Source organism: Brevundimonas sp. KH_058 (assembly GCF_057838505.1).
In genome coordinates this window covers 2009899-2023274 of the sequence record NZ_CM174469.1, presented here as the reverse complement: position 1 = coordinate 2023274, position 13376 = coordinate 2009899, and the positions used below count along the sequence as shown (strand labels likewise).

Genomic DNA, 13376 nt, shown 5'->3' with positions numbered 1-13376 from the left:
ACGAAGCGTCGAACCGAAGGGGGCTGGATCCATCCAGCTCCCTTTTTCTTTTCGTCATCCTCCGGCAAGCCGCGTCTTCGCGGCGAAGACCGGGGAACCCAGCGGCGCCGAAGGCGATGCGTCCACCGCGCCGTCGTCAAACGACGAACACTCGACAGGTTCGCGCTCACGCGCGCCGCTGGGTCCCCCGGTCGCTTCGCGCCGGAGGATGACGAAAGCCAGAGGATGACGAAAGAAGGGGCCACGCCTTCACCCCCCGCCCCATTCCCGCTAAGTCACCCGCATGACTTTCGCCCCCCTTCCCGACGCCGGCGCCAACTGGGTCGACCGCCATGCGCCGGAGGGGCTGAAGCCGTGGCTGAAGCTGGGGCGGTTCGACCGGCCCATCGGCATCTGGCTGTTGCTGCTGCCCGGCTGGCAGGGGATCGCCCTGGCCCTGGCCCAGTATCGGCAACCGCCCGGCCTCTATGATCTGTGGCTGTTCGTCGGCTTCGCCATCGGCGCCTGTCTGATGCGCGCGGCGGGCTGCGCCTTCAACGACATCGTCGATCGCGATTTCGACGCCCAGGTCGCCCGCACCGCCCAGCGCCCCATCCCCTCGGGTCGCATCACAGTCAAACAGGCCTGGGCCTTCGTGGTGGCGTGCAGCCTGATCAGCCTGTTGATCCTGCTGACCCTGCCGACCATCGCCATCCTGCTGGGCGTCGGCTCGCTGGCCCTGGTTGCGGCCTATCCCTTCATGAAGCGGATCACCTGGTGGCCCCAGGCCTGGCTGGGCCTGACGTTCAACTGGGGAGCCCTGATGGGGTTCGCCGCCGCTTTGCCTCTGGCGGCCGCAGCCCTTCTGCTGCCCGCCGATATCGCCGGCGAGTTCCGCCCCTTCCTGTGGTCCCCCGCGAGCGACAGCGGACATGCCGTCGCCCTGGCCTGGCAGGCCTATATCCCCGCCGTCCTGTTATGGATCGGCGGCGTGTTCTGGACCCTCGGCTACGACACGATCTATGCGCTTCAGGACATCGAGGACGACGCCATGATCGGCGTCAAATCCTCAGCCCGTCGCCTGGCCTCGGCCGTGCGGCCCGGCGTGGCGATCTTCTATGTCCTGACCGTGATCCTGGCCGCCCTGACCGGCTTCGCCGCCGGACTGGGGCCGCTGTTCTGGTTGGGCCTGGTCGCCTATGCCGCCCATCTGGCGCGTCAGGTCGCCCGGCTCGACCGCAACGACGGCGCCCTGGCGCTGAAACTGTTCAAGTCCAATCGCGAGGCCGGCTTCGTCCTGCTGTTCGCCATCGCACTCGGATCCCTGGTTTGATGAAGGAGCCTCTCATGCCTCACGCCGCCCGCCTCCTCCTGCTGTCCGTCGCCGTCGCCGCGACCCTGGCCGCCTGCCAGCGCAAGGAGGACAAGACCCAGGCCCCGGCCAAACCCGCGCCCGCCGCCGTCGCGCCTGCCGTCTCCAACACCCCGGTCGGCTATGACAGCAAGACCCCCTACGCCACCGTCAAACTGACCCTGCCCCAGGCAGTCAAGACCACGCCCGCCCTGCACGCCGCCCTCTATGCCGACATGGTGCGCGACCTGAAGCAGTTCGAGGAAGGGGCCCAGGCCGATCTCAGCGAGGCCGGCGGCGGTCCCAACCCCTACGAGAAGACCATCGCCTTCGCCCCCGGCGCCGAGACCGCGAAACTGGTCAGCCTGGCCCGCACCGATTTCGAGTTCACCGGCGGCGCCCACCCCAACACCAGCTTCGCCTCGGTGATCTGGGACAAGACGACCAACAAGCGGCTGGGCTTCGCCGACCTGTTCCGGCCGGGCGCCGATCTGTCGGTGCTGGACAAGGCCCTGTGCGCCGCCGCCAACGCCGCCAAACAGGCCCGCTCGCCGGGGTCGGAAACCGCCACCCTGGACGGCAAGATGTGGACCTGCCCCAAGGCCGTCTCGACCCCGTTCGTCCTGACGCCGGGCACGACGCCGGGCAAGGCGGGCGGCGTCACCTTCCTGATGGGACCGTATCAGATCGGCCCCTATTCGGACGGCCCCTACTGGATCGCCCTGCCGCAATCCGCCTTCCGCGCCCTGCTCGCCCCCGCCTACGCCGACCAGTTCGACGGCGCCCCCGCCAAGGCCGGCGACGTGACGCCGAAGAACTAAACACCATTCCTCCCCCGCTTGCGGGGGAGGATCTAGGCGCTCACTTCGCCAGGAACGCATCCACCAGCTCGGCGAACCGCTCGGGCTGATCGGCCATGATGAAGTGCCGCGATCCGTCCACCCGGATCAGCGTCACGCCAGGCAGGGCCGCATACTCCCGCCCCCACATGCCGTCGGCCATCGCCGCAGGCGCCCCGCCGTCCGCATCGGCGGCATAAAGCGCCATCACCGGCGTCGTCATGGCCGCCAAACCCGGCCGCGCATCGGTGGTCATCACATCCTTCATCGCCGAGGCCACCGCGTGCCGGTCGCTGGCCATCGACCAGTCCACGATCCGCGCCTGTTCCGACGGCGTCCGCGACAGGGCCTGCGCCGTCGCTTCCTGCTGCGTGCGGAAGCTCGCGTCGTCCGCCCCCAGGATCATGCCCGCCGCCTGATCCGCGAACGGTCGCGCGCTTTCGGCGGTCGCGGTCGGTCCGAACATGGCGCTGTAGAAGGGCAGCGAATCCACCGTCATCAGCCGCCCGACCAGACCCGACTGCTGCTGCGTCAGCAACAGGCCGCTCAACCGCCCATGGAGTGACCGATCACCGCCGGCCGATCCAGCCCAGCCTCGCGGATATAGCGCGCCAGTTCATACACCTCGGGCTGGACGAAGGCGCCGTCGCCATGCGCCCAGGGCTTCCCGGCGAACCCGGCCAGCTGCACCAGATGCACCCGGTGCGTCGCCTTCAGCCGATCCGCCGTCGCCCGCCACACCTCGCGCGAGGACGAAAGACCGGGGATCAGGATCACGTCAGGCCCCGCCCCAACCACCTCGACCGACAGCCGGTCCGAGACGAAGGGCGCTGCAGCGGACGCGCCAGGGGGCGCGGTTTGAGCGCGGGCCTGATCGTTCGCGACGGCGCAGGCGATCAGAACGCCGAGAATGACGGCCAGGCGTGGCGGGGCGAAGACGCCCCGGCAAGGGCGAATGAAGTTCGACATCACAGTCTCCAATTGTAAGGTTATTCTGACTTTTCGGTCAGCCCGAGTGCGGGTTCTCGAAAATCTCTTCGACCGGCCGCTCGAACACGGCGGCGATGCGGTAGGCCAGGTCAAGCGACGGATCGTGCCGCTCGGTCTCCAGGGCGATCACCGCCTGGCGCGACACCCCCAGAGCCTGCCCCATCTGTTCCTGGGTCCAGCCGCGTTCGACGCGCAGAAGCTTCAGACGGTTCTTCATCGGCTGGTCTTTATGAAGGGCGACACGATGCCGTACATCGCCCAGAACAACGGCACGATCAGCCAGGTCTGCATATGAGGCGCTCGGGCGAAACTCTCGCCAAAGCCCCAGAAAGTGGCCACGGCCATCGCAAGGCCCGCCGCCACGATGAACTGTTTGGCGGTCACGCCGCGCACGAACTCGTCGCTCTCGCGCATCAGGGCCAGGGTCGCCCAGATTTGACCGATCACCGGCGCGGACAGCACCGCCGCCAGCCCCCAGGCCGCCGGCGTGCCCACGACTTGATCGAACGCGTCCGTCGTCATCATCGATATGCAGATCGCGACATAGGGCACGGAAAACGCCATCGTGCGGATGATATAGCGTCGGTGCGCTGGCGTTCCGCTTTTCCATGCAGCAAACATCTTGGCTCTCCTTGTGTAAGGACAACCTGACACCAACCCAATGTCATGTCAACCTGACTTTTTGTCAGGCCCGCCCCACATCCCTCTCCCGCTTTGCCGCCGCCGCCCGGACCACTAGGGTGCCCCGATGACCATTCTCGATCCCGCCGCCTTCATCCGCGCCAACACGCGGCTTCAGCCCGTGCCGCATGCGCCCGAAATCTCGTTGTGGCTCGCCGATGAGATCACCCCGATCTGGCGGCTGACGGAGGAGGAACTGGGCGAGATGGGCGTGCCGCCGCCCTTCTGGGCCTTCGCCTGGGCGGGGGGACAGGCGCTCAGCCGCTACATCCTCGATCATCCGCACGAGGTGGCAGGCAAGCGGGTGCTGGATTTCGCCGCCGGCTCGGGCCTGGTCGGCGTGGCGGCGATGCAGGCGGGCGCGGCCTCGGTGCTGTGCGCCGACATCGACCCGTTTTGCCAGGCCGCCGTCGCCGCCAATGCGCGGGCGAACGGCGTGGCGCTGGACTTCACCCAAGCCAATCTGCTGGACGCCGCCCCGCCGGATGTCGAGGTCATCTGCGCGGGCGACATCTGCTACGAACGGCCGATGACCGACGCCGTCCTGGCCTGGCTGGCCCGAGCCCGCGCCAGGGGAACGTGCGTCCTGATCGGCGATCCGGGCCGCACCTATTTCCCGCGCACGGGCCTGGATTTCCTGGCGGAATACCGCGTCCCGACCTCGCGCGAGCTGGAAGACCAGGAGATCAAACAATCCTCCGTCTGGGCCATGCCCTAGGCTGTTTGGCCGTCGTGTCGCCCCTCGGCGAATTCCTCGATCATCTTGGCGTTGAAGGCCGGGATGTCGTCGGGCTTGCGGCTGGTGACCAGACCCCGATCCACCACCACCTCTTCGTCCACGACGATCGCGCCGGCGTTCTTCAGGTCGGTGCGGATGCTTTCGAACGATGTCATCGTCCGCCCCTTGACCACGCCCGCCTCGATCAACAGCCAGGGCGCGTGACAAATGGCGGCGACCGGCTTGCCCGCATCGAAGAAGGCCCGCACGAAGGCGACCGCATCCGCATCGGCGCGCAGCAGGTCCGGGTTGGCCACCCCGCCCGGCAGCAGCAGGGCGGAGTATGACGCCGCATCCACCGCCGCCACGGCCTTGTCCGCCGCCACCTTGTCTCCGGGCGTCAGATGGTCGAAGCCCTGAAACTCGCCGGCCTTCAGCGAGACGATCTCCACCACCGCCCCCGCATCCTTCAGCGCCTTCATCGGTTCATTCAGTTCGATCAACTCGACGCCGTCGGTCGCCAGGATGGCGACGGTCTTGCCGGAAAGGGATTGGGCCATGAGAAGGTCTCCGTTCGAGAAAGGGGTTCGGCGCGATGAACCCACAGAAACTCAAAGGGTTGCGGCTCCGCTTGGCGCGACCGGCCGGCGTCCCCACATCCCTTCCATGCGACGCATCCTGACCCTGACGGCCCTGCTGGCGGCGACCGCGACGCCCGTCCTGGCCCAGACCTACCCCCAGCCCGGCCGGCCCTACGGCGCCTATCCGGGCGGCGTCCCTGCCGCCATCGCCGACCAGCATCGCTACGAAAACGACCGCCTGCGTTCTCAGGCGCAGTCCAACGCCGACCAGGCCCGCCAGCAGCAGGTCGAGACCCAGCTTCGCCTGCGGTCCATCGAATCCGCGCGCGAACCGGCGGCGTCCTACGCCCTGCCGCCCCGCCCGCTCTACAGCCCCGAGCAGGAGCGGGCCTTGCGCCAGTCCGCCGCCGAACGCCGCCAGCAGACCGCCCAGGGCATGAGCCAGATCGACGACTGGCTGAACCGTCCTCAATGAAGCGTCACCCTGACGCATCCCTTCCCTTGCCCCTGCGTTCCGGCCTAGCTTAGGGGCGATCAGGCGGAGAACGACACATGCGCTGGCAGGGCGGACGACAGGGCGGCGGCGGCGTCGAGGATCGACGCGGTATGGGCGGCGGCGCCATCGCAGGCGGCGGCCTGGGCGTGGGCGTCCTGGCCATCATCGGCTATCTGGTCTTCGGCATCGATCCCTCCACGACGACCCAGTTGGCCAGCCAGTTCGGCGGCGTCGGCGCGGAACAGCAGCAGGGCCAGGTCGGCACGCCGCGCGACGAAGCCGGCCAGTTCGTCGATGTCATCGGCGGAAACATCAACGATGTCTGGGCGCAAAAGCTGAAAGGCTATCAGCCCCCCACTGTCGTCATCTACGAACAGGGCACCCAGACCGGCTGCGGCATGGGCCAGTCCGCCATGGGCCCCTTCTATTGCCCGACCGACAAGACCGTCTATCTGGACCTCGGCTTCTGGCAGGAGATGGAGACCCAGCTGGGCGCATCGGGCGCCGACTTCGCCCGCGCCTATGTCATCGCCCACGAGTTCGGCCATCACATCCAGACCCTGACCGGCACCTCGGAACAGGTCCGCCAGGCCCAGCAGCGCGCCAGCGGTCAGGGCGAGGCCAACCGCTATTCCGTCGCGCTGGAGCTTCAGGCCGACTGCTACGCCGGCGTCTGGGCCAAGAACGCCTCGGCCGTCTCGAACGGCGAAGTCGCTCTTGATGCGGGCGAGTTTGCGGAGGGCATGAAGACCGCCCAGGCCATCGGCGACGACACCCTGCAACGGCGCGGCGGCGGACGGGTCTCGCCCGAAAGCTTCACCCACGGCTCCTCGGCCCAGCGCGTCGAATGGCTGCAACGCGGTTACGAGTCGGGCGACCCTGCGTCGTGCGACACCTTCAGCGGCGCCTGATCGCCCTTTCCCCGACAACGATTGATTGACTGACGATGCATGATCGCGCCGGTACGACCGCTCGCCCCGAAGACCTGATCGACCTCGACGCCCTGATCGGCGCCTATGAGGCGGTGCGGCCCGACATGACTGACCCGATGCAGCGGGTCGTGTTCGGCACCTCGGGCCATCGTGGTTCCAGCCTGGACGGCGCCTTCAACCAGGCCCACATCCTCGCCATCGCCCAGTCGATCGCCGAATACCGCGCGGCTCAGGGCGTCGACGGCCCCCTGTTCATCGGCCGCGACACCCACGGCCTGTCCGAACCGGCCTGGCGCACCACGCTGGAAGTCCTGATCGCCAACGGGGTCGAGGTGCTGATCGACGCCCGCGACGGCTTCACCCCGACCCCTGCCGTGTCGCACGCCATCCTGACGCACAACCGCGCGAACACACGCAAGGCCGACGGCGTCCTGATCACCCCGTCGCACAATCCGCCCCGCGACGGCGGCATCAAATACAATCCCCCCTCCGGCGGCCCGGCCGGGGGCGAGGCCACCGCCGCCATCGCCGCCCGCGCCAACCAGTTGATCGAGGGCGGCCTGACCGAGGTCCGGCGCGTCCCGTTCGCCCAGGCCCATGCGACTGCGGGCCGGTTCGACTACCTGTCCGCCTATATCGACGACCTGCCCAGCGTGCTGGACCTGGACGCCATCCGCAACGCCGGGGTCCGCATCGGCGCTGATCCGCTGGGCGGCGCGGCCGTCGCCTATTGGGGCGAGATCGCAACGCGCCACCGGCTGAACCTGACCGTGGTCAACGACGCCGTCGATCCGCGCTGGGCCTTCATGCCGCTGGACGCCGACGGCAAGATCCGCATGGACTGTTCGTCGCCCTGCGCCATGGCCGGACTGATCGGCATGATGAAGGGCGGTTCGGCCTACGATGTCGCCTTCGGCAACGACGCCGACGCGGACCGCCACGGCATCGTCACCCCCGACGCCGGCCTGATGAACCCCAATCATTTCCTGGCCGCCGCCATCGCCTATCTGTTCGCCAATCGGCCTGGCTGGGGCGCGGACGTGGCGGTGGGCAAGACCCTGGTCTCGTCGTCGATGATCGACCGGGTCGTCGCCGGAATGGGCCGCCGCCTGCTGGAAGTCCCCGTCGGCTTCAAGCATTTCGTACCCGGCCTGCTGGACGGAAGCGTCGGCTTCGGCGGCGAGGAATCGGCCGGCGCCTCCTTCCTGCGCCACGACGGCACGGTCTGGACCACCGACAAGGACGGGCTTCTGCTGTGCCTGCTGGCCGCCGAGATCCAGGCCCGCACGGGCCGGAGCGCCAGCCAGCTCTACGCCGGCCTGACCGACCAGTACGGCGCGCCCGTCTATGCCCGCGTCGACGCTCCGGCGAACCGCACGCAGAAGGCTCGGCTCGCAGCCTTAAGCCCTTCGGACATCACCGCCACCACACTGGCCGGACAACCCATCACAGACATCCTGACCAAGGCCCCCGGCAACGGCGAGGCCATCGGCGGGCTCAAGGTCGTCACCGCCGACGCCTGGTTCGCCGCCCGCCCCTCGGGCACAGAGGACGTCTACAAGATCTACGCCGAATCCTTCCTCGGTCCCGACCATCTGGCGACCGTCCAGGCCGAGGCCAGGGCCGTGGTGGCGACGGCGCTGGCGGGCTAGATCAGGCCCTCGACCCACGCCCTCAGCGGGTTGGCGGGATCGGACAGCAGCTTGATCACCATGCCGATGCAGATCACCACCAGCAGCGGGCGGATCAGCTTGGGCCCGAACCGCATGGCTGCGTGCGACCCTAGCCAGCCTCCCAGCACCTGACCCACCGCCATGATCAGGCCGATGGCCCACAGCACATGGCCGCCGATGGCGAACACCACCACGGACACCAGATTGCTGGAAAAGTTCAGCGCCTTGGTATGGGCCGTGGCGCGTGTCAGCCCCATCCCCATCAGTGTCACCAGGGCCAGGGCGAAGAACGACCCCGCGCCGGGACCGAAGAAGCCGTCATAGAAACCGATCCCGCCCGCCACGGCCCCGAAGGCGAAGGGCGTCAGCCGCGCCTGGACATCCTCGTCGCTCGCCTTGGGTCCGACCAGGAAATAGACCGCGATCCCGGCCAGCAGCAGCGGCAACAGCACCATCAGCCAGGTCGCATCGACGAAACTGAGCACCACCGCACCCAGAGCGGCGCCGATTACCGTGGCGATCAGCGGCCATTTCAGCAGGGCGAAGTCGATCCGCCCCTTGCGCCAGAAGGTCCAGGTTGCAGACGCCGTGCCGAAACTGCCCTGGATCTTGTTGGTGGCGATGGCCGCCACCGGATTGACCCCGACCGCCAGCAGCAAGGGCACGGTGATCAGGCCGCCGCCCCCGGCGATGGCGTCCACGAACCCCGCCGCCACGGCTGCGGCGAACAACAGGGCTATGATTTCCGGGGCAAACTCAATCATGGCGCGGACCTAGGCCGTTCCCCCTCGCCGATCCAGTCTCGATTTCGTCAGGCTCCGACCGTAATCTCCATCGGCCGTTCCACGAACAGGCCCGGCCGGCCCAGATCCAGCGCCAGACGCCGGTTCTCGAACGCCGCCATGCCGACCAGCGCCTTTGGAAAGCCCGGCACGGCGACGTCGTCATATATGGCGACCGTCGCCTGACGATACAGTTCGTCCCCTATCGTCAGGGTGCGGACGATCACCGTCTCCGCCCCCACCACGCCGCCCAGGACGATGCTCTGGCCCGCAGTCCGTTCGCGTCCGTCCAGCAGGCCTGCCGCCTGCGCCGTCTCGCGCGTCACGGCCAGCACCGCCGAGGCGCCGGTGTCGATCACCGCATTGACCGTCGCTCCCTCGACCGTGATCGCCGCCTGCAACGCCTTGCCCGCGCGGGTCACCGCAATGGGCTTCAGCGAAGGCGGCGGCGTCCAGCCCTGGCGCGGCAGGAACCGCATCCGATGCCCGGCCGTATCCAGCTCCAGCACCAGCTCGCGCAGAACGTCCTGGCCCAGGATCAGCGCCGCCCCCAGCCCCTGCTCGCCGGCCAACGGCCCCAGCCCCAGGATCGCCGCCCGCAACCCGTCCAGCCGCAGGGCACCCACAGGCCCCCCGATGACAATGTCCAGCGTCGTCCCACGCCCCACCTGCGCATCGCCGCCGACGCCGTAGGCCACCATGGGAATATTGAAGACGTTCGTCAGCCCCAGCGTCTCGACCAGCGACCGGTCGATCACCGAATATTGCGCGCCGGAATCGATCAGCGCCCGCACCGGCTTTCCGTTGACCGTCACCTCCACCGTCGGCGTCGCCGCCCGAGGCTCGGCATAGGCCAGCCAGCCGGTCGATCCGCCCGCCGCAAAGACCACCGTCGGCCCCTTCCACACCACATGGTCGCGCAGCCACCAGGCCCCGCCCACACCGCCGGCGACCAGCCCCAGCCGGATCAGAAGATCGCGTCGTCTCATCGCCCAGACATGGACCGTCGCGACGACCGGCGCCAGCGGGGGAATGGTCGCAACGCCCTTTGGGCAAGAACATGCGCTCAACGCTTGTCAGAAGTCGAAGCCCGGCGACCAACGCGCCACAGCATGCGAAAACCCGACAAAATCATCCCTGATGCAAGCAGAAACCGGATGACGCCGCCGCCCTGTCTGGCTACGACCTCAACCATCATGAGCACCTCCAGCGCCCGCTACGTCTCGACCAGAGGCCCAGTTTCGAACCTGGCGCCCGAAACCGATTTCTCCGACGCCCTGCTGCGCGGCATCGCCCCCGACGGCGGCCTCTATATGCCGAACGCCTGGCCGACCCTGTCGCCCGACGTCTGGACCGGCGCGCCCGACTACAAGTCCATCGCGCTGGCCGCCATCGCCCCCTTCATCGGCGACGCCCTGCCCGCCGGCGCCCTGGACCGCGCCCTGGACCGGCTGACCGCCGGTTTCGACCATCCGCTGGTCACGCCCCTGGTCGAGCTGGAGCCCGGCCTGTTCGTGCTGGAGCTGTTTCACGGCCCGACCGCCGCCTTCAAGGACCTGGCGATGCAGCTGGTCGCCAGCCTGACGGACGAGGCCCTGGCCGCCTCGGGCGAGCGCCTGACCATCCTGACCGCCACATCCGGCGACACCGGCGCCGCCGCCGTGCGCGCCTTCGCCGGCGCGAAATCCGTCGATCTGGTCGTGCTCCACCCGCTGGACCGCGTCTCGCCGGTGCAGCGCAAACAGATGACCACGGTCGAGGCCGACAACGTCCTGAACCTGGCCGTGCGCGGGGACTTCGACGACTGCCAGCGCCTGGTGAAGAGCCTCCTGGCGGACGAAAGCCTGCGCCAACGTGGCCGCCTGTCCTCGGTCAATTCGATCAACTGGGCGCGGCTGGCCGGCCAGATTCCCTACTATGTCTCCGCCACCGCCCAGCTTGGCGAGCCCGCGACCTTCGTCGTGCCGACCGGCAACTTCGGCGACGCCTTCGCCGGCATCGCCGCGACCAAGATGGGCCTGCCGTCCAACGGCTTCGTCGCCGCCGTGAACCAGAACGACGCCCTGGCTCGCGCCATCAACGACGGCCTCTATTCGCGCCGCGCAGCGGTCGAGAGCGGCAGCGTCTCGATGGACGTCCAGGCGCCGTCCAACTTCGAACGTCTGGTGTTCGAGGCGACCGGCCGCGACGCCGAGGCCACGCGCACCGTGTTCGAGACCTTCGCCCGCGACGGCGCCGTCGCCTTCGATCCCGCCCTGCTGGCGGCTTTGCGCACCCAGGTCGGCGCCGTCTCCATCGACGAGACCGAAACCCGCGCCGAGATCGCCCACGCCCATGAGGCCTGGGGCCGCGTCGTCTGCCCGCACACGGCCGTGGCCCTCGCCGCCGCCCGCCGCCAGGACCGCTCCAAAGGCCCTGTCGTCGCCCTGTCCACCGCCCACCCGTCCAAGTTCGGCGCCTTCGTCTCCGACGTCCTGGGCTTCGAACCCGAACCCGCAAACGTCATCGCCGCCCTGGGCGACAAGCCCGAGCGGTTGACGGTGATCGATGGGACGATGGAAGCGGCGGTAAACGCCGTGGCGGCCTTTTCAGGCCGCCACTAACGTCGTTTAGCGACGACCGCCGCGGGTCAGCATGCCAAGCAGCATCAGGCCGACGCCGGCGACCGACAGGGTGGTGACCAGCGGACGCTTGCGGGCTTCGGCGGCAACGGTGCGGGCCTTGTCGCGGTAATCGGCGGGCACCTTGTCAACCAGGCGATCGACCGAATCCATCGCCTTGCCGAAGGTTTCCAGCGAACGGCCCTTGGCGTCGTTATAGGCGCCCTCGACCTGCATCTTCTGATCGCCGACCAGATTGCCGAAAGCCTTTTGGGCCTTGCCTTGAGCTTGCGAGGCGGCGCCGTTGATTTGTTCGTCGGTCATGGTGTCATCCTTGGGGAGAGAGCGGCGATCTCGCCGTTGCTGCATCAAAAGCCCGGTTACGCTTTCGGTTCCAGCGACCGGGAGCCGCAGGGCGACGAACTCGTCTCTCCCTCCCCGTCCGGGGAGGGTGGTCGCGCAGCGACCGGGTGGGGGCGGCCCGGCAGGGACGCACTTGTTGGATCAAGCAAAAGTCTATCAGGCGTCGCCCTGCCCTCCCCACCCGACCTCGCCTGCGGCTCGGCCACCCTCCCCGAACGGGGAGGGAGAGGGAACGTCGCACCATCCTATATCGGGAAACGAGGAGACTTGATTTCAATCACTTGCCGGCCGACAGCGACATTCGACCTTACAGCCCCGAAAACCGTGGGACACTCTCCCTCCGGTCTTTGACATCGCCGCCACGCACGCTTTCTCAAGGCGCATCCCGTCTGCAGATTGAGACGAAGTGCACACATTGCACCCTGTTTTTCAGCCCGCCTCAGGCCGGCTCCACCGCCCGCCAGTGGTCCATGCGGCGCAGGAAGACCGCCGGATCCTTGGGAGTCACCAGGTTGGCCGGGTCGTGGAAGATCCGGTCGTGCAGCCGCGTCACGGTGAACCGCAACGCCGCCGCCTCGCCGAGCCGAGGCAGGGCCGCCCGCTCGGCCGCACTCAACGGCCGCACGGTCTCATAGCCGCGCTGGAAGGCCGCCAGCGCCTCCGGCACGGCCCGACCCTCCGCGTCGAAACCCCAGGCCGACAGGGCGATGGCCAGGTCGTAGGCGAAGGCGCCGGTGCAGCCGAAATAGAAGTCGATGACCGCCGAGACGGCGCCGTCTTCGAACAGGATATTGTCCGGAAAATAATCGGCATGGATCGCCCCGCCCGGCAGATCGTCCGTAAACGGATCACCTAGACGCGCCAACGCCGCTTCGACCCGGTCCAGCAGCGCCCGATCCTCGACTGACGCCCTCGCGCCCCCCGCACACCGATCCGCCAGCCTGCGCCACATGGCCGGTCCGACCGGGTTGTCGCGTGCCAGTTCGAAATCGGCCGCCATCAGATGCAGCCGCGCCAGCACCGCCCCTGCCGCCGCCTGATCGGCCGCCGACGGCGAGCGCAGCCAGGCGCCGGTCTTCCATTCGATCACCGCCGCCGCCCGCCCGTTCAGTCGTCCCAGCCAACCGCCCGTGCGATCCTCGATGGGCGTGGGACAGGCGAAGCCGCGCAACGCCAGATGCGCCGTCAGCCCCAGGCAGAAGGGCAGCGACTCCTCGTCCGTTCGCCCCTCGAACAGGGTCAGGACGAAGCGCCCCTTCGTCGTGTCCAGCCGATAGTTGGTGTTCTCCACCCCCTCGGCGATGGCCGTCAGTTCGACCACCTCGCCGATGTCATAGCCGGCCAGGAACCCCCTGGCTTGGGCCAGGGAAACGGGGGTGAAGACGGCCATG

16 protein-coding genes are annotated in these 13376 nt (G+C 68.5%); 7 read left to right on the top strand and 9 right to left on the bottom strand.

The genetic code is table 11. The features are described 5' to 3' along the window. Nucleotides 1-283 precede the first annotated feature (283 nt). Together AC3ISA_RS09705 and AC3ISA_RS09700 are read left to right on the top strand one after the other, a co-directional pair. On the top strand, nucleotides 284-1312 hold the full coding sequence (locus tag AC3ISA_RS09705; protein ID WP_489177727.1) for a UbiA family prenyltransferase: 1029 nt from the start codon (nucleotides 284-286) through the stop codon (nucleotides 1310-1312). Between the two features lie 14 nt (nucleotides 1313-1326). Then, complete coding sequence (locus AC3ISA_RS09700) at nucleotides 1327-2151, top strand: DUF3298 and DUF4163 domain-containing protein (protein WP_489177726.1); 825 nt, start codon at nucleotides 1327-1329, stop codon at nucleotides 2149-2151. 40 nt (nucleotides 2152-2191) lie between these two features. On the opposite strand, the gene AC3ISA_RS09695 is transcribed toward AC3ISA_RS09700, so the two are convergent. From AC3ISA_RS09695 to AC3ISA_RS09680, 4 genes are read right to left on the bottom strand one after another with little or no spacing between them, the layout of a single operon-like run. Then, nucleotides 2192-2719: an alpha/beta fold hydrolase gene (locus AC3ISA_RS09695; protein WP_489177725.1), complete on the bottom strand. Its 528-nt coding sequence runs from the start codon at nucleotides 2717-2719 to the stop codon at nucleotides 2192-2194. After that, nucleotides 2716-3138, bottom strand: coding sequence for an alpha/beta fold hydrolase (locus tag AC3ISA_RS09690; RefSeq protein WP_489177724.1), 423 nt, complete (start codon nucleotides 3136-3138; stop codon nucleotides 2716-2718). The genes AC3ISA_RS09695 and AC3ISA_RS09690 overlap by 4 nt, the downstream gene beginning before the upstream one ends. 37 nt (nucleotides 3139-3175) lie before the next feature. Further along, nucleotides 3176-3376 (bottom strand): helix-turn-helix transcriptional regulator, encoded by a 201-nt coding sequence (locus AC3ISA_RS09685; protein ID WP_489177723.1) that lies wholly within the window; start codon nucleotides 3374-3376, stop codon nucleotides 3176-3178. Then, complete coding sequence (locus tag AC3ISA_RS09680; RefSeq protein ID WP_489177722.1) at nucleotides 3373-3723, bottom strand: hypothetical protein; 351 nt, start codon at nucleotides 3721-3723, stop codon at nucleotides 3373-3375. Before AC3ISA_RS09680 ends, AC3ISA_RS09685 begins: the two co-directional genes overlap by 4 nt. A gap of 184 nt (nucleotides 3724-3907) precedes the next feature. Between AC3ISA_RS09680 and AC3ISA_RS09675 the strand changes: the two genes are divergently transcribed. Then, the gene (locus AC3ISA_RS09675) at nucleotides 3908-4558 is read left to right on the top strand and encodes a class I SAM-dependent methyltransferase (protein WP_489177721.1); all 651 of its coding nucleotides are present in this window, start codon (nucleotides 3908-3910) and stop codon (nucleotides 4556-4558) included. Here AC3ISA_RS09675 and AC3ISA_RS09670 read toward each other — a convergent pair. After that, nucleotides 4555-5118, bottom strand: a complete 564-nt coding sequence (locus tag AC3ISA_RS09670) for a type 1 glutamine amidotransferase domain-containing protein (protein WP_489177720.1) — start codon at nucleotides 5116-5118, stop codon at nucleotides 4555-4557. The two genes, AC3ISA_RS09675 and AC3ISA_RS09670, sit on opposite strands and share 4 nt — an antisense overlap. 106 nt (nucleotides 5119-5224) lie before the next feature. Between AC3ISA_RS09670 and AC3ISA_RS09665 the strand changes: the two genes are divergently transcribed. The 3 genes from AC3ISA_RS09665 (at nucleotide 5225) to pgm (ending at nucleotide 8219) form a co-directional block, all read left to right on the top strand. Next, entirely contained in the window at nucleotides 5225-5614 is a 390-nt protein-coding gene (locus tag AC3ISA_RS09665; RefSeq protein WP_489177719.1) for a hypothetical protein, read from the top strand. Between the two features lie 77 nt (nucleotides 5615-5691). Next, complete coding sequence (gene ypfJ, locus AC3ISA_RS09660; protein WP_489177718.1) at nucleotides 5692-6546, top strand: KPN_02809 family neutral zinc metallopeptidase; 855 nt, start codon at nucleotides 5692-5694, stop codon at nucleotides 6544-6546. Nucleotides 6547-6581: 35 nt separating this feature from the next. Next, the gene (gene pgm / locus AC3ISA_RS09655) at nucleotides 6582-8219 is read left to right on the top strand and encodes a phosphoglucomutase (alpha-D-glucose-1,6-bisphosphate-dependent) (protein WP_489177717.1); all 1638 of its coding nucleotides are present in this window, start codon (nucleotides 6582-6584) and stop codon (nucleotides 8217-8219) included. Here the strand turns inward: pgm and AC3ISA_RS09650 are convergent. Together AC3ISA_RS09650 and AC3ISA_RS09645 are read right to left on the bottom strand one after the other, a co-directional pair. After that, nucleotides 8216-9004 (bottom strand): TSUP family transporter, encoded by a 789-nt coding sequence (locus tag AC3ISA_RS09650; protein WP_489177716.1) that lies wholly within the window; start codon nucleotides 9002-9004, stop codon nucleotides 8216-8218. The genes pgm and AC3ISA_RS09650 overlap by 4 nt on opposite strands. 47 nt (nucleotides 9005-9051) lie before the next feature. Then, entirely contained in the window at nucleotides 9052-10092 is a 1041-nt protein-coding gene (locus AC3ISA_RS09645; RefSeq protein WP_489177715.1) for a retropepsin-like aspartic protease, read from the bottom strand. Between the two features lie 126 nt (nucleotides 10093-10218). On the opposite strand from AC3ISA_RS09645, the gene thrC reads away from it, so the two are divergent. Continuing rightward, nucleotides 10219-11625 carry a threonine synthase gene (gene thrC, locus AC3ISA_RS09640; protein ID WP_489177714.1) on the top strand — a complete coding sequence of 469 codons (1407 nt, stop codon included), beginning with the start codon at nucleotides 10219-10221 and terminating at the stop codon, nucleotides 11623-11625. 6 nt (nucleotides 11626-11631) lie between these two features. On the opposite strand, the gene AC3ISA_RS09635 is transcribed toward thrC, so the two are convergent. Both AC3ISA_RS09635 and thrB read right to left on the bottom strand, forming a co-directional pair. Next, entirely contained in the window at nucleotides 11632-11946 is a 315-nt protein-coding gene (locus AC3ISA_RS09635) for a CsbD family protein (RefSeq protein ID WP_135194776.1), read from the bottom strand. Nucleotides 11947-12424: 478 nt separating this feature from the next. After that, the gene (thrB, locus tag AC3ISA_RS09630; RefSeq protein WP_489177713.1) at nucleotides 12425-13375 is read right to left on the bottom strand and encodes a homoserine kinase; all 951 of its coding nucleotides are present in this window, start codon (nucleotides 13373-13375) and stop codon (nucleotides 12425-12427) included. Nucleotide 13376 lies beyond the last annotated feature (1 nt).